The organism is Streptomyces sp. NPDC052701 (assembly GCF_040678355.1).
Lineage (GTDB): Bacteria > Actinomycetota > Actinomycetes > Streptomycetales > Streptomycetaceae > Streptomyces.
The window spans coordinates 431,929-450,090 of record NZ_JBFATO010000001.1 but is presented as its reverse complement, the minus strand read 5'-3'; the positions used below and the strand labels follow the sequence as shown (position 1 = coordinate 450,090).

Here is an 18,162-nt window from a genome sequence, read left to right as displayed (position 1 = left end):
CACCCTGGACGCATGGCTGCTCGCGTCGTCGTCTACCCGCCCGACGAGGACGGCGGCCGGCGTGTGCGGGTCGGCGGGGAGATCCTCGGCCGGGCCTACGGCGTGCGGGACGTCGCCCGGTTCCTGCAGGAAGCCACCCTGCAGGACTGGGACGAGACGGACGTCGTCCGGTCGCGGCTGATCGAGTGGCGAGGCGGCGGACCGGACAAGTGGGGGGGTTAGGAGGCTAGCGGGTCTGCACGACGGCCTGGAAGGTCGTCATGCAGGGGAGGCAGTGCTTGTCCGTCGGATCCTGGCGGCGGGGATCCTCCTGCCTCTCCGCCCCGCACAGGGTGCCGGTCTTGTCGGTGGTCAGGATGTGCCAGACGCGTTGCCCTGAGGTGTCTGGACCGCACCACATTTCGTGCATGCTCGGCTCCCTCCGGTGAGGTGTGGAGGATGCTGCAATTGGAGCACGGCGCGGGCGGGGCGGCGTCCTGCGGCGGCCGTGCGGGTGACGCCCGAGCCGCCCGCCGCCTCTCCCCCTGTGCGAGCCGGCTCCTGCGATCGGGTGAGCGGGCGCGTCCGGTCGGATAAGCAGAGCAATGCGGGGTAGAACGGCTGATGGCTCCCGCCGTCGCGGGAGCTGGAGCATGCCCGGGCAGGGCTGTTCCCGGGCATGAACGAAAGATCGACGATATGGCCGGCGGTACCGTTAAGTGGTTCAACTCCGAAAAGGGCTTCGGCTTCATCTCCCAGGACGGTGGCGGACCCGACGTCTTCGCCCACTACTCCGAGATCCAGGGCAGCGGCTTCCGTGAGCTGACCGAGGGCGAGCACGTCACCTTCGACATCGGGCAGGGACAGAAGGGACCGCAGGCTCAGAACATCGTCCGGCGCTGAACGGAAGCGATGAGGCGGGGCGGCGCCCGGAGCGGGCGGCCGCCCCACGTCCCATCGCGCGGGTACCACCGGGACGAGGGCCTCACGAGGGCCCCGGTGCGCGCGGCCCGCCGCGTCGGGCGGGTTCTACTCGATCTCCATGTGCAGGCGCACCACGAGTCCGTCGGGCACATCACGGATCTCCACCAGGTCCGACAGCTGGTGCATCATCCACACTCCGCGGCCCCCTGACGGCGACAGGGGATCGGGGCGGCGGCGTCCGGTGAGCGGGTCGGCCAGCCGGCCGCGGTCCTTTATCTCCGCGACGAGGCGGTCTCCCGCCCGCCACAGCCGCAGCGCTCCCCGTCCTCCGCCGTGCCGCACCGAGTTGCTGACCGCCTCGCTGACGGCCAGGAGCCAGTCGGTGCGTCGCTTCGGGGACAGGCCCGCCGCTCCCGCCCACCGGTCGGCCGTCTCCCGCGCGTGTGCGAGTTCCGCCTCGCCGAAGTGCACGACCATCGCGTCGTCCGGTTCGGGCAGCGGTGTGTCGCAGTCACGGCAGACCTCGCGGGGATCGGCGTGCTGCGGACTCGGCCGGTAGCCGCCGCCGTCGCCCACCACCGGATGCGTCCGGCGGGCGTACGCCAGCACGCCCTCGGGCAACGCGGCGTCGTAGGGGCACAGGATGGCGGCGTGCCGCTGCGCGAAGGCGAGGTTGATCAACGCCTCGTGGCGGGTGGCCTCCAGCGTTTCCGCCGGGGTGCGCCCGATCCATATGGGTTCGCCGACGATCGACGGGTACCGGTCGCCGTGGCGGTCGGCGAACTCCTGCAGCATCGACAGAATGCGCCCCGGGTTACGTCCCGCCTGCCGCATGTCGACCCAGGTGATCTCCTTCCGCTCGGAGCCCAGCGCGTCCTGCAGCAGCCGCAGTCTCGGGCCGGGCACGGCGACCAGCAGGGGCCGGCCCTGCGCCGCGCCGGCGCGGACGAACGCTCCCACGCCGTCCAGGTACTCCTCCTCCGTCGCGTAGAAGAAGGCGGGGTGGAAAAAGCCGGTCCGCTGTCGGGCCGGATGCACCGGCCGGTCCTGTGTCGTCATCGGCCGACGACCTCCAGTGCGCTCCCCAGCTCCGGGAACAGCTCCAGCATCCTCTTCAGCGAGGGCGGGGGGTCGAGCAGTCGTACGGGCGTGTCGAGGTTCCGCCCCGCCGCCGCGCGGGCGAGAGCGGTCAGCGCGTCGACGTCCATGAACTGCAGATCCGACAGGTCCAGCGTCACCTGTGCCGCCCGGGAACCGGGCAGGGCGGCCGCCACGGAGGCGGTGACGCGACGGCTCTCGTACCCGGCCGGCCCGGACAACCGGAAGCCCGGGAAGTCCGTCGTGGGCGTCACGCGCAGGCCCGTCCCGCCGTCGGCGGGAACGGCCGCGCCCAGCCGCGTCGGGTGCGCGCCCACCAGCACCGCGAGATCGTCGCGGGGCAGCAGGCGGTCGTCGTAGAAGCACCAGGCCGTCAGGGGCAGCCGCTCGAAGACCTCCTGGTGGATGCGGAGTTCGTACTCCAGCAGACGGTCGGCGCCGGCCGTCTCCCGGGCGCACCAGCTCATCTCACCGATCGCCCGCAGTCCGGGATGGCCGCGCGCCAGAGCCGTTTCGACGGCCTCCTCCCACAGGCCGATCATCGCGTCCGGGTCGAAGCGCGGACCGGCGAGGTAGGTCTGCGCGGCGGTCGTCACGATCAACTGTCCGCGCCGCACGGCGGACGCGGTGTCGACGTCCCCGTCGTCGAGGGTGCGCAGTACGCGGTCGGGGTCGGTGGTGTCCGCGAAGTACTGCACCTGTTCGCCCTGCTCCAGCCCCGCCCGGACGAAGGCCACGAGATGACCGGCCCACTCCTGGTCGGTGGAGAAGACCACGCTGGCATGACGACTCGAGGCGGGGTCGCGGCCCGGGGAGGCGGATGTGCCGCACATGTCGATCACCTTGCCTTTCGGACGGCCTGCCGGGCGGCGCCGTGCCCCACCACCGTATCGCCGTGCGAAAGCCGCCATGCTCCACTCCGGTGACGAACGCCCCCGGGCTGCGCTCCGTCCCCGCACGCGCCTTCCCCTGCTGCGGCCGGCCGTGCGGGCCCGGCGCGCCGCGTCCCGGCACGCCGGGCGGGCGCTGCCCGGGCCGGCCGCACAGCCGTGCGCCGGGCGCCCGGCGGCCCTCGACGCCTTTGTCCCGCGCCGGGATCCGCCGGCCGACAGCGTGCGGCAGGTCCTCGGCACCCGGCCGGGTCCGGTGATCCTCCCGTCCCCGCTGCGGGCGGCCGAGGGGACCGTGGAGGACTTCCGCATCGAGGCGGCCGCGCCCGACTCCGCGGACATCGCCCCGGCCGAACGCCCGGGACAGGACCCGCGGGCGGGCGGATGACGACGACGGCCGCCCCGTGACGGGCCCGACGACGCGCGGGGACGGACACCCGCGCGGGGACGGACACCCGCGCGGGGACGGACGCCCGGGCGGGCCGGTGCGCGGGCGCGGGTGCCGTGCGAGGGGAGGGCGGCCGTGCGAGGGGACGGGTGGCCGCCGGCGTGCGGCGCGCGGCGGCAACGGCCCGCCGCACGCCGGCGGCCACCACGACGGCGCCGCTCACGTCATGTGGACCTCCAGCGCCGCGCGCACCGCGGACTCCACGGCTCCCTCGATCCAGGCCGGCTTGACCGAGGTGTGGTCCCCGGCGAAGTGCAGCGGCCCCTCGGGCGCCGGGATGGCGGGCAGCAGCTCCGTGTGCTGGCCGGGCAGGAGCACCGACGCCTCGCCGTAGGCGTACGGGTCGCGCAGCCAGCTCTGCGTGCGGCCGGCACCGGTGTAGAAGACCTCGATCCGCTGGCCGTAGACCTGCTGGAGGCCGCACAGGGCGTGCGGATACCGGGCCTCCTCGTCCAGGGAGTCCCAGCGCAGCGCGTCGTCCGCCCAGCTGTAGGAGGCGAGCACCACACCGCCCGCGCTGCCCGCCACCGGGTGGGAGGGGTGGAACATGAAGCGGTTGGCGTTGTCCGAGACCGAGCCGCCGCCCACGACGTCGACCGCCTCCGGCTGGTCCCGCGCGACCGCCCGGTTGGCGGCGTAGTGGGTGCGCTGCCCCTCGGTGATGTGACCGCCGGGTACGGAGGGGTGCGCACCCAGCAGACTGCCGTCGGCGGCGGCACGGCCGGTGCGGTAGGCGTCGTACAGTCCCGGGTCGATACGGCCCAGCTCCCGCTTCCAGTCGCCCTCGTCGAACTCCCACCAGCGGCGGCTGAACTCCAGCAGCACCTTGGTGGCGCTGTCGTAGTGGAGTTCGCAGACGGCGCGGCGCTTGCCGTACGACATGGGCGGGGCGACCTGTACGTGCCGCAGTCCGGAGAACGGCACAGTGACCACCGCGACGTCCGCGGTGAACTGCTCGCGTACGACGGGGCCGCCGCGTCCCTCGGACACGGTGTCCACCCAGACGTGCGGGCCCTTGCTCCCGACGTGCTCGGTGTCGGAGGAGGGCCGGTCGGGATGGTGGTACTCGATGCGGGTCACACGGCGGTCGAACCGCACCTCCTTGCGGACGCGTGCCAGCAGGGCGTCCGGCAGCACCGCCGTACCGCCCTCCAGCTCGTAGAAGGGGGTGTCGGGGCTGATCAGGGAGGAGCCGATGAAGCTGTGGATGAAGGACAGGGGCAGGCGTGAGGTGAGGTTCTCCAGGGTGCCGATCAGGTCGATGGTCCGCTCGTCGAGGCCGGCGTGCTCGGTGAGGAAGCGGAACATCGACCAGTCGCCGAACCTCTGCACCACGCGGGCCCAGCCCTTCAGCCGCTCCGGGAGCGGCTTGTCGACCCGCCTGCCGTCGCCGCCGACGTGGCTGAACTCGTCGCGCACCGGGTCCAGCGCGGCGCGCAGGATGGCGGCGGCGGGGGTGTCCCAGTGGGCACGGGGCACGCCGAAGGACCGGTTGACGCGCCGGGGGGCGCGGGCGTAGTCGGCGCGGCGCACGCGGATGCCGTTGACGTGGATCCAGGTGCGGTTGGCGGGACGGCCCTCGCCGTCCACGTCAACGTAGTGGAAACGCCGCTTCTTCAGCTCGAACCGGTCGATCAGCCCCATCACCAGGGGATGGCTGCCGGGGATGCGCATCGCGCCGGCCTCGGCGTACTGGCGGGGGTCGGCGAAGGGCTGCTTCGCGTCTTCGTGGCCGCCGCGCCGGAAGGTCTTGATGCGCCCGCCCGCACGGTTGCCGTTGGCCTCCAGCACCGTCACCCGGTGGCCCGCCCGCTTCAGCAGCCAGGCCGCCACCAGGCCGGCCGGTCCTGCGCCGACGACCAGGACCTCCTTGGGGCGGGCCCGCCGCTGAGCGGGCAGGCCTTCCTCCAGGACGCGCTGGTAGCGCGGGACGAGGGGCCGGTCGTCGGAGTCCAGTACGAGCAGTGCCCGGGCGACGGCCAGGCACCGTTCGTAGTCGGCGCGAGGGGCTTCGCCCGGGGCGGGCGGGGCGGCCGGGGCGGGCAGGGCCGCGGCGGCACCGCCCGTCAGGGCCGTGGCGGCCGTGGCCGTGCCGGCCGCGGCCGCGAAGCTCCGCCGGGACATGCCGCCGCCTGAGCGCATCACTGCGCGATCTTCAGTCATGGCGGACTTTGTAGTGGCAGCCGTGGCGGGGCGGCGAGACTTCGCCTCCGCGTTGACCCGAAGGAGCGAGAACCGCGCCAAACCTGACGTCACGGCCGGCCGGCGCCCGGACGCGGACGGCTCGGGCGTTCCCCGAAGGTGTGAACGCACGGCGAACCCCGTCCGCACGCGGTGGCCGGGCCAGCACACTGCCAGGGGCGCGTCCGGGCCCGCGCCCCGGACCGGGCGTCATCAAGCGCACCGCGTGTACGGGGACGGGCCGTACCGCGAGCACGGCACAGCAGAGGGGGAAGGGTGACCCAGCGGCGCACTCCGCTCGGTGAACGAGCCCGCTATTGGTTCGACAGCACGCTGGCCCGCGGCGCCTCCGCTCTCGTCGGCTGGCTGGCCCTGCTGTGCCTGGCCGTCGTCGTGCCGGTGAGCGCGGCGCTGGTGTGGACCGACCCGGACGCCCCGGCGTCCATGACGGACAGACTGGCGGCGGTGTGGCACCTCACCGGCGAGACACTGCGCCTGGGCGGCGCGACGGGCGCTCCGCCGCGGGTGCTGATGTCGGTGCTGCTCGCACTGATCGCCCTGCTGTACGTGTCCACCCTCGTCGGGCTGGTCACGACGGCGCTGACGGAGCGGCTCACCGCGTTGCGGCGGGGCCGTTCCACCGTGCTGGAGCAAGGCCACGCCGTGGTGCTGGGCTGGTCGGAGCAGGTCTTCACCGTGGTGGGCGAACTGGTGGCCGCCAACGCCAACCAGCGGCGGGCGGCGGTGGCCGTGCTGGCCGACCGGGACAAGACCGCCATGGAGGAGGCCCTCGGCACGAAGGTGGGCTCCTTCGGCCGTACGCGGCTGATCTGCCGCAGCGGCCCCACCACCGACCCCGCCCTGCTCTCCTTGACCAACCCGGGCGCGGCCGGCGCCGTCCTGGTCCTGCCCCGCGACGAACCGGACGCGGACGCGGAAGTGGTCAGGACGCTCCTGGCCCTGCGGGCCGCGCTGCCCGGCCCGGCGGCCCGTCCGCCCGTGGTCGCCGCCGTCCGGGACGACCGGTACCGGCTGGCCGCCTCCCTCGCCGCGGGACCGGGCGGCGTCGTCCTGGAGAGCGACACCGTCACCGCCCGGCTGATCGTCCAGGCCGCCCGCCGCCCCGGGCTCTCCCTGGTCCACCAAGAACTCCTCGACTTCGCCGGGGACGAGTTCTACCTCGTCCCGGAGCCGGCCCTGGCCGGCCGTCCGTTCGGCGACGCGCTGCTGTCCTACACGACGTCGAGCGTCGTCGGACTCATGCGCGGGGAGACCCCGCTGCTCAATCCGCCGCCGCACGAGCCGATCCGCCGGGGGGACCTGCTGATCGTCATCTCCCGCGACGACGACACCACCTGGCTGGACGACTGCGCCGGGCTGGTCGAGGAGGCGGCGGTGGTGTCCGGGCCGCCGGCCCCCGCACGGCCGGAGCGGGTGCTCCTGCTGGGCTGGAACCGCCGGGCGCCGCTCATAGTCGACCAGTTGCGCCGCTGCGCGCGGCCCGGTTCGGCCGTCGACGTGGTGGCGGACGGGGGCGAGGCCACCGTCCGGCAGGTCGGCGACGCCGACACGCAGGCCGGCACCGGGTTGACCCTGACGCTGCACCAGGGGGACGTCACCCGTCCCGAGACCCTGCGGCGCCTGGACATCGACGCGTACGACAGTGTCATCGTGCTCGGCCAGGACCCCGCTCCCGGGCAACCGCCGGACGAGCCGGACAACCGCACGCTCGTCACCCTCCTGCTTCTGCACCAGCTGGAGCAGGTCACCAGGCGGGAACTGCCGGTGGTCACCGAACTGATCGACGACCGCAACCGGGCGCTGGCCCCCATCGGTCCCGGAGCCGACGTGATCATCAGTGGCAAGCTCATCGGCCTGCTGATGGCGCAGATCTCCCAGAACCGGCACCTGGCGGCGGTGTTCGAGGAACTGTTCTCCGCCGAGGGCAACGGGATCCACCTGCGGCCGGCCGCCGACTACGTCCGGCTGGACCACGAGACGCCCTTCGCCACGGTGGTGGCGGCGGCACGCCGCCGGGGTGAGTGCGCCATCGGCTACCGGGACCACGCCGACTCGTCGAGAAGCCCCGGCCACGGCCTGTGCATCAACCCGGCCAAGACCGAGCGGCGCCGCTGGACCCTCCGGGACGAAGTGGTCGTCGTCGGCAAGGACTGAGCCGCTCGCCGGTGCGGTTCCCGGGCCCGCCCTTCGCGCCGGCCCGGGAACCGGACACCGCCGGGCCGGCGCGAAGGGCGGTCGCCGCCCGGCCGCCACGGCCGCTGCCCCGGCCGCCGATGGCGTCGGCCCGGTCTGTTCCCGCCGGCGCAGGGTACTCGCCGCTCCGTCGAGAAGGATGCACTGTTCGTTCGAGACGGTTCGAGGAGGCCACGATATGCGGGTACGCGACCGTGTGGTGGTGGTGACCGGGGCGTCCAGCGGTATCGGGCGGGCCACGGCCGAGGCGTTCGCCCGCAAGGGCTGCGCGGTGGTCCTGGCGGCGCGCCGGCCGGAGGCGCTCGCGGAGGCGGCGCGGGACTGTGAGCGGCATCGCGGCGCCCGGGTCCTCGCCGTACCGACCGACGTCACCGACGCCGCCGCGGTGGAGAGTCTCGCCGAGCAGGCGGTGGAGCGGTTCGGCCGGCTGGACGTCTGGGTCAACGCCGCCGCCGTGGCCGTCTTCGGCCCCTTCCGGGAGATTCCGCTGCAGGACTTCCGCAAAGTTCTGGACGTCAACGTCATGGGGTACGTCCACGGTGCCCGCGCCGCCCTCCGGGTCATGCGGGAACAGGGCCACGGCACGCTGATCGACGTCTCCTCGATCGTCGGGGTGGTGAGCCAGCCGTACAACCACGCCTACGGCATGTCGAAGCACGCCGTCCGGGCCCTCGACACCAGCCTGCGCCAGGAGCTGCGGCTGGAGGGCGCGAAGGACATCCACGTCTGCACGGTGCTGCCCGCCACCATCGACACCCCCTTCTTCGAGCACGCGGCCAACTACACCGGGCGCAAGGTGGTGGCCATGCCGCCGGTGTACTCGCCCGAACGGGTGGCCCGCACCATCGTGGACCTGGTGCGGCGCCCGCGCCGGGAAGTGGTGGCCGGCCCCATGGGCCGCTCCCTGGTGATGCAGTCGCGGATGGCCCCGGGACTGACCGAACGCCTGATGGGGCGGCAGGTCGACAAGGCACACCTGTCCCGCGAGGAACCGGCCCCGGCGAACCAGGGCAACCTGCACGTCCCCGCGCCCGGCACGGGCGCGGCGCACGGCGGCTGGGGCGGGCGCCGGCGCACCGCCCTGCGCAGGCTCGCGACGACCGCCGCCCTGGCGGGCATCACCGTGGGAGCCCGCCGGCTGATACGCGAGCCGTGACACCGGCCCGGCGGCATGCCGGCCACTCCGTCCCCGCGCGGCTCATCTCACTCCTCGGGGACCGGCGGCACCGGTCACCCGCCCGTTCGGCCCCGTGACGGGGAACGAGGCGCGCCCACCGCGGACGCCGCCGGCCGGCGCTGTCCGGCGCCGCGCCCACCGAGCGGGGCCGAGCGGGGGCCGGGAGGACGCGGGTGCCGCCCGCTCCCGGTCAGAACGGCCGGCCCGCCACACCTTCGCCCCTAGGGCCTGGTCAGGGCCAGTCCGAAGAGCGAGCCGGCCGCGGCGGCGAGCGCGCCCGCGCACACGCCGGCCGTCTCGGCCGGTACGGCCATCCGCCGCAGCGCACCGGAGACGGCGTCCTCCAGCAGGGCGAACCGGGCGATGAGCAACCGCGGTCCCACCGGGTCGGACCGGCCGTGGTCGGCCACACCGGTCAGGACCTCCTGGGCGCGGAGTTTCAGATCCGCGAGGGCCTGCCAGGTGTCGGCCGGGCGCGATTCGGCCAGCATCTCGCGCAGCCGGCGGCCGAGATCCGTGTGCCAGGCCGCCAGCGCGCCGGTCATCTCCGCGCAGAGGCCGTCGAGGCACATGTGCAGGACGGCCGCGCCCGTCGCGATGCCCACCGGGGCCGGACGCCTGCCGGCCGACGCCCCCGGGGCGGGCGGCCGCGCGCCCGCGCCCAGGTAGTTCCGCAGGACGACGGGCATGACCTCGGCGGGGGACGACTCGGTGTGGCCGGCGGGCACCAGCACCGAGCGCACGGGGTCGAGGCAGTGCGCGGCCCGCTCGGCGGCCGTGCGGCAAGCGTGGTCGGTGGGCACGGGACGCACCTCTCCTTTCGCCGGTCCCTGCGGTACCGGCCGGTCGGGTGCTCAGGAACACGGCCGCGACCGGTGTTCGGTTCATCTCCGGTGCGAAGAACTCCTCCCGGGCCGGGGCGGCGGCTGGTCCCCGGGGAAGGCGCCGTCGGTGGTGCGGGCCTCGTACGGAAGCGCGTCCGCGGTGGTCCACGCGGCCCGCCTGCGGCAGTCGCCTCTGCCCGGCGGCCTTCCGCACCGGCGGGGCGTCCGTGCCGCCGCTTCGCGAGGGACCGGTCCGTCCGCGGCGGACGGCGAGAGGAAACGGCGAAAGGAGAAGGCAAAAGGAAAAGGAAAGGAGGTCACCCACTCCTTTCCACTCTCAACATATAGCGCACCGGGGGGCTTGCGGCAAGGCCCCGGCCGTGCCGCAGAATTGCCCGCCAAGGCCAGGACCTGCGAAAACGGGAGTGCGTAGTGCGTGTGGTGCTGTCGACCTACGGGTCACGCGGGGACGTCGAACCGCTGGTGGGGCTCGCGGCACGGTTGAGGGCACTGGACGCAAAGGTGCGGGTGTGCGCGCCGCCGGACGAGGACTTCGCGCAGCGGCTGGCCGACGTGGGCGTGCCGCTGGTGCCGGTCGGCCCGTCGGCGCGCGCGCTGACGACCGGTCCGCCGCCGACGGCGGCGGACCTGCCCCGGCGCGCGGCCGAGCTGATCGCCGGCCAGTTCGACGCGGTCACCGCGGCGGCCGAGGGGTGCGACGCGCTGGTGGCGACCGGTGTGCTGCCGGCCGCGGCCGGTGCGCTGTCGGTGGCCGAGAAACTGGGCGTCCGCGCCGTGTCCGTGACCTTCCAGCAGCTCACCCTGCCGTCGCCGCACCGCCCGCCGCTGGCGTATCCGGGCCGGCCGTTCCCGCCGGAGGTGACCGACAACCGGGTGCTGTGGGACCTGGACGCCCGGAACATCGACGCGCTGTTCGGTGCGGCGCTCAACACCAACCGGGCGTCGATCGGCCTGCCGCCGGTGGACGACGTCCGCTCCTACGTCGTCGGCGACCGGCCGTGGCTGGCGACGGACCCGGTCCTGGACCCGTGGCGGGAGCCGGCGGACCTCGACGTCGTGCAGACCGGCGCGTGGATCCCGCCGGACGAGCGCCCCCTCCCGGCCGATCTGGCGGCGTTCCTGGAGGCCGGAGCGCCACCGGTGTACGTGGGCTTCGGCAGCATGCCCCTGCGCGCGTCGGGGGACCTCGCCCGGGTGGTCGTCGATGCGGTCCGTGCGCAGGGCCGCCGCGCGGTCGTGGCCCGCGGCTGGGCCGGCCTGGGCCCGGTCGACGACCGGGACGACTGCCTCTTCGTCGGCGAGGTCGACCACCGGGCGCTGTTCGGCCGGGTGGCCGCCGTCGTGCACCACGGCGGCGCGGGCACCACGACGACGGCCGCCCGGGCCGGCGTGCCCCAGGTGGTGGTGCCCCAGGCGGTGGACCAGCCGTACTGGGCCGGCCGGGTGGCCGGCCTGGGCATCGGCGCGGCACACGACGGTCCGGTCCCGACCGTCGAGTCCCTGTCGGCCGCGCTCGGGAGAGCCCTGGCTCCCGGGACCCGCGCACGGGCGCGGGCGGTGGTCGGCACGATCCGCACCGACGGGGCGGCGGTGGCCGCGAAGCTGCTGCTCGACGCGGTCCGGCGGGAAAGGCCCCACGTGTCCGCGTGAACCGGGCGGGAAAGGCCGCGCGTGTCCGCGTGAACCGCGCGGGATCGGCGGGCCAGGTCCCGGAACACGAAAACCTGCACACCCCGGCGGTCCGGACCGACCACGGCCAAGGGGCCCACGGCGGCGGAGCGTCGCCCGCCGTGGCCCCGGGTCCGTCGCGCCGGTCCGGACGCCTCGCCGCGCGCAACGGCCGCAAGCGGCCCCAGATCGGAGCTGATGACGTGAACCCCTCGACGACCAGTGTTTTCGACCTTCCCGACCGCCTCTCCTCCAAGGCCGACCCGGCGCTGATCGCCGGTGACGAGCAGCACTTCGCGGCCCTCGCGGAGTGCCTCGAGCAGTCGATCGCCGAGGTGTCCGACCGTCTCGACGCGCTGCGCAGGACGCCCGGCGGCATCGGCCGGCAGGCGATGGACCGGGACACGGAGATCCACCGGCTGACCGCTCGCCTGCGCGCCCTGCGCCGTTTCGGCCTGGACCTGTGCCTGGGACGCATGGTCGGCGCGGACGACCCCGAGCCCGTGTACGTCGGGCGGCTCGGCCTCACCGACAGCACGGGGCGCCGGCTGCTGGTCGACTGGCGCTCCCCCGCGGCCGAGCCGTTCTTCGGGGCCACCCACGCCCACCCGATGGGGCTGGCGAGCCGCCGCAGGTACCGCTGGACCCGCGGCCGGATCAGCGACTACTGGGACGAGGTGTTCACCCCGGACGGGTTCGCCGGGCACGCCGCGCTCGACGACCAGTCCGCCTTCATCGCCAGCCTGGGCGGCAACCGGTCGCCACGGATGCGCGACGTACTCGGCACCATCCAGGCCGACCAGGACGCCATCATCCGCGCGGGGTCCCGCGGCGCCCTCGTCGTCGACGGCGGTCCGGGCACGGGCAAGACCGTCGTCGCCCTGCACCGCTCCGCCTACCTCCTCCACTCCGACCCCCGTCTCGGTCACCGCCGGGGCGGCGTGCTGTTCGTCGGTCCGCACCGGCCCTACCTGGCCTACGTCGCCGACGTCCTCCCCAGCCTCGGGGAGGAGGGCGTGCAGACCTGCACCCTGCGGGACCTCGTCGCCGAGGGAGCCGCGGCAACCGCCGAGACCGATCCGGAGGTGGCCCGCCTGAAGTCGTCCGCGGACCTGGTGAGGGCGATCGAGACGGCCGTCAGGTTCTACGAGGAGCCGCCCACCGAGGGGATGACGGTCACGACCCACTGGTCCGACATCCGGCTGAGCGCCGACGACTGGGCCGCGGCGTTCGAGGCGGCGGAGCCCGGCACCCCGCACAACGAGGCGCGCGACCAGGTCTGGGAGGAACTGCTCACGATCCTGGTGGACAAGCACGAGGGCGACGTCCCGGCCGGCCTGCTCCGCAGGTCCCTGCGGCGGAACAGGGAGCTGCTCACGGCCTTCAACCGCGCGTGGCCGCTGCTCGAAGCGGCCGACCTCGTGGGAGACCTGTGGTCGGTACCCGCCTACCTGCGGATGTGCGCTCCCTGGCTCGGCCGCGACGACGTCCGAAAGCTCCAGCGCGCGAACGCCCATGCCTGGACGGTGTCCGACCTGCCGCTCCTGGACGCGGCACGGCAGCGGCTCGGCGACCCGGAGGCGGCCCGGCGCAGGCGCCGGCACGAGGCCGTCATCGCCGCCCAGCGCGAACGCATGGCACAGGTCGTCGACAACCTGATCGCGGCCGTGGCCGACTCCGGCGCCGACGGTGACGACGGCGAAGGCCTGGTGAGGATGTTGCGCGGCGAGGACGCCCAGGTCAGCCTCGTCGACGAGTCAGAACTGCCCACCGCCGACCCGGACCTGCTCGCCGGCCCGTTCGCGCACGTCGTCGTGGACGAGGCTCAGGAGCTGACCGACGCGGAGTGGCAGATGCTGCTGCTGCGGTGCCCCTCCCGCAGCTTCACCGTCGTCGGGGATCGCGCCCAGGCCAGGCACGGGTTCACCGAGTCGTGGCAGGAACGGCTGGAGCGGGTCGGGTTCGACCGGATCACCCTGGCCTCCCTGAGCGTCAACTACCGGACGCCGCGGGAGATCATGGCGGAGGCCGAGCCGGTCATCCGGGCCGTGCTCCCGGACGCCAACGTGCCCACCTCCATCCGCAGCAGCGGCGTGCCCGTCACGTACGGATCCGTCGCGGACCTGAGCTCGGTCCTCGACACCTGGCTGGCCGCGCATGCCGACGGGATCGCCTGCGTCATCGGCGATCCCGCGTTCCCGGCGACGTCCCGCGTCCGGTCGCTGACCCCGGAGCTGGCGAAGGGGCTCGAGTTCGACCTGGTCGTCCTCGTCGACCCGGAGGAGTTCGGCACGGGCGTCGAAGGAGGGGTCGACCGCTATGTCGCGATGACCCGGGCGACCCGGCGACTCGTCGTCCTCACGAGCTCCTGACGCCGCGGGGCCCGCCCTCCGGGCGGACGGCGGGAGTCCGACGAACGGAGCCTAAGTGCTGAGCCCCATCTTCTCGTCCGGCGCCCGCGTCACCCCCGCCCCCGGCCCGCGCCCGGTGACGCGCATGGCGACGCAGGCGCCCAGGTACAGCGCGGCGACGACCAGCAGCAGTGTCTGATAGCCCGTCACCAGGGCCAGGTACTCGAGTGCGCCCCCGGTCAGCGCGCCCAGCAGATTCGCGCCGAACGCGGATGTCGGGTCCGGGGCGAGCGCGAGGCGGTCCGAGAAGATGAGGTTGGCGCAGAAGATGGGGGCGAAGGCCAGGGCGATCGCGGCGGCGAGCCGTCCGGCGAACGGCAGCGAGAGCACGGCCTCCGCCGGGACGAGCCAGGCCACGGCGAGGGAGGCGAAGAGCAGGAGCTGCAGCAGCGGCTGGTTGACCCGCCGCAGTCTGCGCCGGACTTCGACCGCCGCGAAGACGGCGAGCAGGACGCCGATGAAGACCAGGGCGTTGACCAGCCAGGTCGTGCCGAAGTACAGCGCGAAGCCGATCACGTTCTTCGTTTCCAGCAGCATGAAGGCCGCGCCCAGCAGGAACATGTCGGTGTAGCGGAACGTGCTCCGGACACGCACCCCGGCCAGGCGCACCGACAGCAGCGTCACCAGCAGGATCGCGCCCAGCGCTCCCAGGTACAGCGTGGGGATGCTCCGGTGCAGCAGGTAGGGGAAGGGGTGGTCGTCGCTGGCGGCCGCCGGGACCGCGCCGCTGGGCCGCCAGGTCTGCTCGCAGGACTGGTCGGCGGGTGTCATCCCGGCCACCAGCACGGCCGCGCTCCTGTTGAACGTCGTCATGCAGGGGGCGTGGCCGTAGAGGTCGTCGAGGGTGCCCGCGAAGCGGTCGACCAGCCAGTCCTTCCGGTAGTAGTTGTACATGGCGAACGCGCCGTCCGGCGCCAGGTGATCGCGCGCGGCCTCGAACGCCTGCCGGGTGAACAGATAGCTCTCCAGACGCAGGTTGCTCGCGCCGGCCACCAGCGTGAGCGAGTCCGGCAGCGCCAGGACGATGAGGTCGTACCTGGTGTCCGTCCGCTCCAGGAAGGCCCGTCCGTCGTCGATGTGGACGTGCACCCGGGGGTCGTCGTACGGCTTCGCGGGGTGCAGTTGCGCGCCGATCTGCTGCAGCCGGGGGTCGATCTCGACCGCGTCCACGCGTTCCGCTCCGTGCGCCAGTGCGACGGCGACGTCGTTGCCGTTGCCGGCTCCGATGACCAGCACGCGCTTGTGCGGGTTGCGGGGCGTTCGGTCGTACGCCTGCCGGTAGGGCGAGCCCTCCCGCATCAGCACCGGGAGCGGTGCGGTGCTCTGGTGCGGGACGCCGTTGGCGGAGATGTGGTACGTCCGGGTCGTGGACGACGAGGCTCTGAGCTGGATCTTGTAGTAGGGCGACCAGGAGATGCCGGCCGTCGTCGTCTCCACGAACAGCGCGGCGACCATCACCGTGAGGGGAATGCCGTACAGCAGGGTGTGGCGCCGTCCGCCGAGGACCAGCAGGGCCACGGCGGCGAACGCTCCCCACACCACGGACGGGGCGCGCAGCCAGGAGAGCACGGCGAAGGACGCCGAACCGGTGAGGCTGCCGAGCAGGTCGTAGCGGTAGGCGTCGAGCGAGGGCAGCCGGCGGAAGAGGTCGGCGGTGATCTTGCCGATGCCGGCCATGATCACCGCGGTCAGCAGGAAGATGGCCGGCAGCGTCACCCATTCGGGCAGGCCGGTGGTCTTCACGGCGGTGAAGTAGATGACCTGGCCGCTGCTCTGGCGCACCTGCACCGGATACTCGCGCACCAGGACGACGAGCAGCGCGAGCGGGACCGGTGTCCAGCGCTTGAGCCACTGTCCGCGCGCGGCGGGGATCAGGAACCCGATGCCGATGCCGAGGAACGATCCCAGCAGGATGAAGTTCGAGAAGTAACTGAGGTGGACGACGTTGGCGCCCGCCCATCTGATCAGGGCCAGCTCGACGAAGAGCATGGTGGTGCTGGCCAGCATGAGCTTCCAGCGCACCGATCTTTCGGCTTGTCCGGTTTCAGCCCGTTTCATTCGCACTCACGGTGCCATCTTCCATGCTGTGAGTCGAGATGGCTTGCCGGTCGGCGACCCGTTCGCCTGTGCGGCGGAACGGGGGCCACGTCCGTGGGCGTGCCGCGGAGGAAGCGACACGGGCGAGTCGCGGCTCATGGACCCGCGTGCACGCGCGTCACGCCGGTCGTCACGGTGGCCCCCGAACGTGCGCGAAGCGAGGTTCCAGCCCCGGCGAGGCCACCACCGGCTCCGGCGCCGGCCTGGGCGGCGCCCGGCTCGTCCGCCGCGTCCCGCGTCGCTCGGCCTCATGGCCGTATATGGGGCCATCCCGCGCGAAGACGCGGGATGGCGGGAGTGCCGCGCAGAGACCGGCTTACGCCGGCCTCTGCGCGATGGATGCGGGAAGGTGCCCGTTCCGCACACGGCTGGACACGGGTTCGTGCGTCGCCGTGTGCGGATGACGGTGCGGTCCTGCCTGTGGAGGCAGGTCACCAATAGTGTCGGCGGCCGGCGACCGCGTGCCCCATGGAGCCCATGATCCACAGGATCGCGCCGATGACGGCCAGGATGAGTCCGATCGTCCACAGGATCGATATGCCGGTGACGAATCCGACGACAAGCAGGATGATGCCGAGAAGGAGCATGTCCGCCTCCGATGCGGAGTAGTGCTGCTCTTACCGTGTACCCCGTAATCGCGCCGGGAAGTGTCGGTGTCGCTCATCGGCTCCGGAACGACCGTGCCGGACCGCGGACGCCGTCCCCGCCCGTCCCCGGGCGGCCGCGGCTCCCGCCCCGCGTCGTGGCACTGCTTCACGCCGTAGACGCGTCGTCGGCCGCACCGCTCGGCGGACGGGGCGGCCGGTTCCCGTGCGGCGGCCGGCCAGAAGCCGAACGGCGCCCGGCCGGCCTCCGCAGCACTGACCAGCCGTCTCCATGGGCGGGGGGCACGGCATCGCGGTGCCGGGACGGACGCCGGACGGGCGGGGTCGCCGTGGAGGCGGCGGCCGGTGGACGAGCCCTCACCGCGTCGGCGCAGGCGCAGGGGCTAAGGCCGCCGGAGGCCGTGAGCGGCACGTCCTCCGGTGCGCGCCGCATCGTCTCCGGCTTCCCGTGGTCCGCGCGGCGTCCGCCCGGGCGGTGGCCGCGCGGACCGCGCCGCCCGGGTCACGGCAGGGCGCGGCAGGCCTGCCCGGACCGGGCTCCGGACCGGATCCTGGACCCCCCGCCCACCCGATGGGAACGTACCCATAGAGTGCGGGGAGTCCCGTGAGCACCGCCGAGCAGGAGAAGCACGTGAGTGAACAGCCCGTCCGCTGGGGTGTCCTGGCGACCGGAGGGATGGCCGCCGCCTTCACCGAGGATCTGCTGCGGATACCGGACGCGCGGGTCACCGCGGTCGGGTCCCGGTCGGCGGACGCCGCGCAGCGGTTCGCGACGCGGTTCGGCATCCCCCGCGCCCACGGCAGCTGGCCGGAACTGGCCGCCGACCCCGAGGTCGACGTCGTGTACGTGGCCACCCCGCACGCCCACCACGTGGCCGCCGCGAGGGCCTGCCTGGAGGCCGGCAAGCCGGTGCTGTGCGAGAAGCCGTTCGCGCTCAGCGGGCGCCAGGCCCGTGCCCTGACCGAACTCGCCGGCGAACGCGGCCTGTTCGTCATGGAAGCGATGTGGACCTGCGTCAACCCCACCGTGCTCCGCATCGCGGAACTCGTGGCCGACGGTGCCGTCGGCCGGGTCCGCGCCGTCCACGCCTCCTTCGGGGAACGGGTGACGGCGCCCCCGGAGCACCGGCTGTGGGACCCGGCGGCCGGCGGCGGCGCCCTGCTGGACCTGGGCACCTACCCGGTCTCCTTCGCCCACCTGATCCTCGGCGCTCCCGACACCGTCACCGCCCACGCGCGCCTGTCGCCGCAGGGCGTCGACGAGCAGACGGGCGTCCTGCTCGGTTACGCCGACGGGGCCATGGCCGTCCTGTCGTGCTCGCTGCTCGCCCGTGACGAGCACCGGGCGGCGGTGTACGGCACCGCCGGCCGCATCGAGGTGCCGGCGGACTTCTTCAACCCCCGTTCCTTCGTCCTGCACCGCGACGGCCGCGAACCGCAGACCTTCACCGCCCCGCCGCAGGAGGGCAACGGGTACGGACACCAGGCGCGGGAGGTGATGCGCTGCCTGCGGGCCGGCCTGACGGCGTCACCGCTGATGCCGCCGGAGCGCACCCTCGCGGTGATGGACACCCTGGACGCGGTGCGGGAGCGGATCGGAGTGCGCTACCCGGGAGAGTGAGGGC

At 73.8% G+C, this 18,162-nt stretch carries 15 protein-coding genes; 8 read left to right on the top strand and 7 right to left on the bottom strand.

What is annotated here, in order from left to right:
* The first annotated feature begins 12 nt into the window (after positions 1–12).
* The gene (locus AB0L29_RS01830; protein ID WP_365822248.1) at positions 13–222 is read left to right on the top strand and encodes a hypothetical protein; all 210 of its coding nucleotides are present in this window, start codon (positions 13–15) and stop codon (positions 220–222) included.
* Between the two features lie 4 nt (positions 223–226).
* On the opposite strand, the gene AB0L29_RS01825 is transcribed toward AB0L29_RS01830, so the two are convergent.
* The gene (locus AB0L29_RS01825) at positions 227–409 is read right to left on the bottom strand and encodes a hypothetical protein (RefSeq protein WP_365822246.1); all 183 of its coding nucleotides are present in this window, start codon (positions 407–409) and stop codon (positions 227–229) included.
* A gap of 269 nt (positions 410–678) precedes the next feature.
* Here AB0L29_RS01825 and AB0L29_RS01820 point away from each other — a divergent pair, with 269 nt between their 5' ends.
* Positions 679–882, top strand: a complete 204-nt coding sequence (locus AB0L29_RS01820; protein ID WP_365822244.1) for a cold-shock protein — start codon at positions 679–681, stop codon at positions 880–882.
* A gap of 126 nt (positions 883–1,008) precedes the next feature.
* Here AB0L29_RS01820 and AB0L29_RS01815 read toward each other — a convergent pair whose 3' ends face one another.
* Both AB0L29_RS01815 and AB0L29_RS01810 read right to left on the bottom strand, forming a co-directional pair.
* Positions 1,009–1,962, bottom strand: a complete 954-nt coding sequence (locus AB0L29_RS01815; RefSeq protein WP_365822242.1) for a sensor histidine kinase — start codon at positions 1,960–1,962, stop codon at positions 1,009–1,011.
* Entirely contained in the window at positions 1,959–2,834 is an 876-nt protein-coding gene (locus tag AB0L29_RS01810) for an MEDS domain-containing protein (protein ID WP_365822240.1), read from the bottom strand. Before AB0L29_RS01810 ends, AB0L29_RS01815 begins: the two co-directional genes overlap by 4 nt.
* A gap of 76 nt (positions 2,835–2,910) precedes the next feature.
* Here AB0L29_RS01810 and AB0L29_RS01805 point away from each other — a divergent pair, with 76 nt between their 5' ends.
* Positions 2,911–3,279 carry a hypothetical protein gene (locus tag AB0L29_RS01805; protein WP_365822238.1) on the top strand — a complete coding sequence of 123 codons (369 nt, stop codon included), beginning with the start codon at positions 2,911–2,913 and terminating at the stop codon, positions 3,277–3,279.
* Positions 3,280–3,498: 219 nt separating this feature from the next.
* Here the strand turns inward: AB0L29_RS01805 and AB0L29_RS01800 are convergent, their stop codons facing one another.
* A complete protein-coding gene (locus AB0L29_RS01800; RefSeq protein WP_365822236.1) occupies positions 3,499–5,502 on the bottom strand; it encodes an FAD-dependent oxidoreductase in 2,004 nt (667 codons plus the stop codon).
* A gap of 294 nt (positions 5,503–5,796) precedes the next feature.
* Here AB0L29_RS01800 and AB0L29_RS01795 point away from each other — a divergent pair, with 294 nt between their 5' ends.
* Positions 5,797–7,695: an NAD-binding lipoprotein gene (locus tag AB0L29_RS01795; RefSeq protein ID WP_365822234.1), complete on the top strand. Its 1,899-nt coding sequence runs from the start codon at positions 5,797–5,799 to the stop codon at positions 7,693–7,695.
* A gap of 217 nt (positions 7,696–7,912) precedes the next feature.
* The gene (locus tag AB0L29_RS01790; RefSeq protein WP_365822232.1) at positions 7,913–8,890 is read left to right on the top strand and encodes an SDR family oxidoreductase; all 978 of its coding nucleotides are present in this window, start codon (positions 7,913–7,915) and stop codon (positions 8,888–8,890) included.
* Positions 8,891–9,132: 242 nt separating this feature from the next.
* Here AB0L29_RS01790 and AB0L29_RS01785 read toward each other — a convergent pair whose 3' ends face one another.
* Positions 9,133–9,714 carry a hypothetical protein gene (locus tag AB0L29_RS01785; protein ID WP_365822230.1) on the bottom strand — a complete coding sequence of 194 codons (582 nt, stop codon included), beginning with the start codon at positions 9,712–9,714 and terminating at the stop codon, positions 9,133–9,135.
* A 453-nt stretch (positions 9,715–10,167) separates the two neighbouring features.
* Here AB0L29_RS01785 and AB0L29_RS01780 point away from each other — a divergent pair, with 453 nt between their 5' ends.
* A complete protein-coding gene (locus tag AB0L29_RS01780; protein WP_365822228.1) occupies positions 10,168–11,406 on the top strand; it encodes a glycosyltransferase in 1,239 nt (412 codons plus the stop codon).
* Positions 11,407–11,627: 221 nt separating this feature from the next.
* Positions 11,628–13,796 carry an RNA polymerase recycling motor ATPase HelR gene (helR, locus tag AB0L29_RS01775; protein ID WP_365822226.1) on the top strand — a complete coding sequence of 723 codons (2,169 nt, stop codon included), beginning with the start codon at positions 11,628–11,630 and terminating at the stop codon, positions 13,794–13,796.
* A 51-nt stretch (positions 13,797–13,847) separates the two neighbouring features.
* Here helR and AB0L29_RS01770 read toward each other — a convergent pair whose 3' ends face one another.
* Positions 13,848–15,893, bottom strand: coding sequence for a spermidine synthase (locus AB0L29_RS01770; RefSeq protein WP_365822224.1), 2,046 nt, complete (start codon positions 15,891–15,893; stop codon positions 13,848–13,850).
* A 470-nt stretch (positions 15,894–16,363) separates the two neighbouring features.
* Positions 16,364–16,519 (bottom strand): DUF6131 family protein, encoded by a 156-nt coding sequence (locus AB0L29_RS01765; protein WP_365822222.1) that lies wholly within the window; start codon positions 16,517–16,519, stop codon positions 16,364–16,366.
* Between the two features lie 649 nt (positions 16,520–17,168).
* On the opposite strand from AB0L29_RS01765, the gene AB0L29_RS01760 reads away from it, so the two are divergent.
* Positions 17,169–18,158: a Gfo/Idh/MocA family oxidoreductase gene (locus AB0L29_RS01760; RefSeq protein WP_365822220.1), complete on the top strand. Its 990-nt coding sequence runs from the start codon at positions 17,169–17,171 to the stop codon at positions 18,156–18,158.
* Positions 18,159–18,162 lie beyond the last annotated feature (4 nt).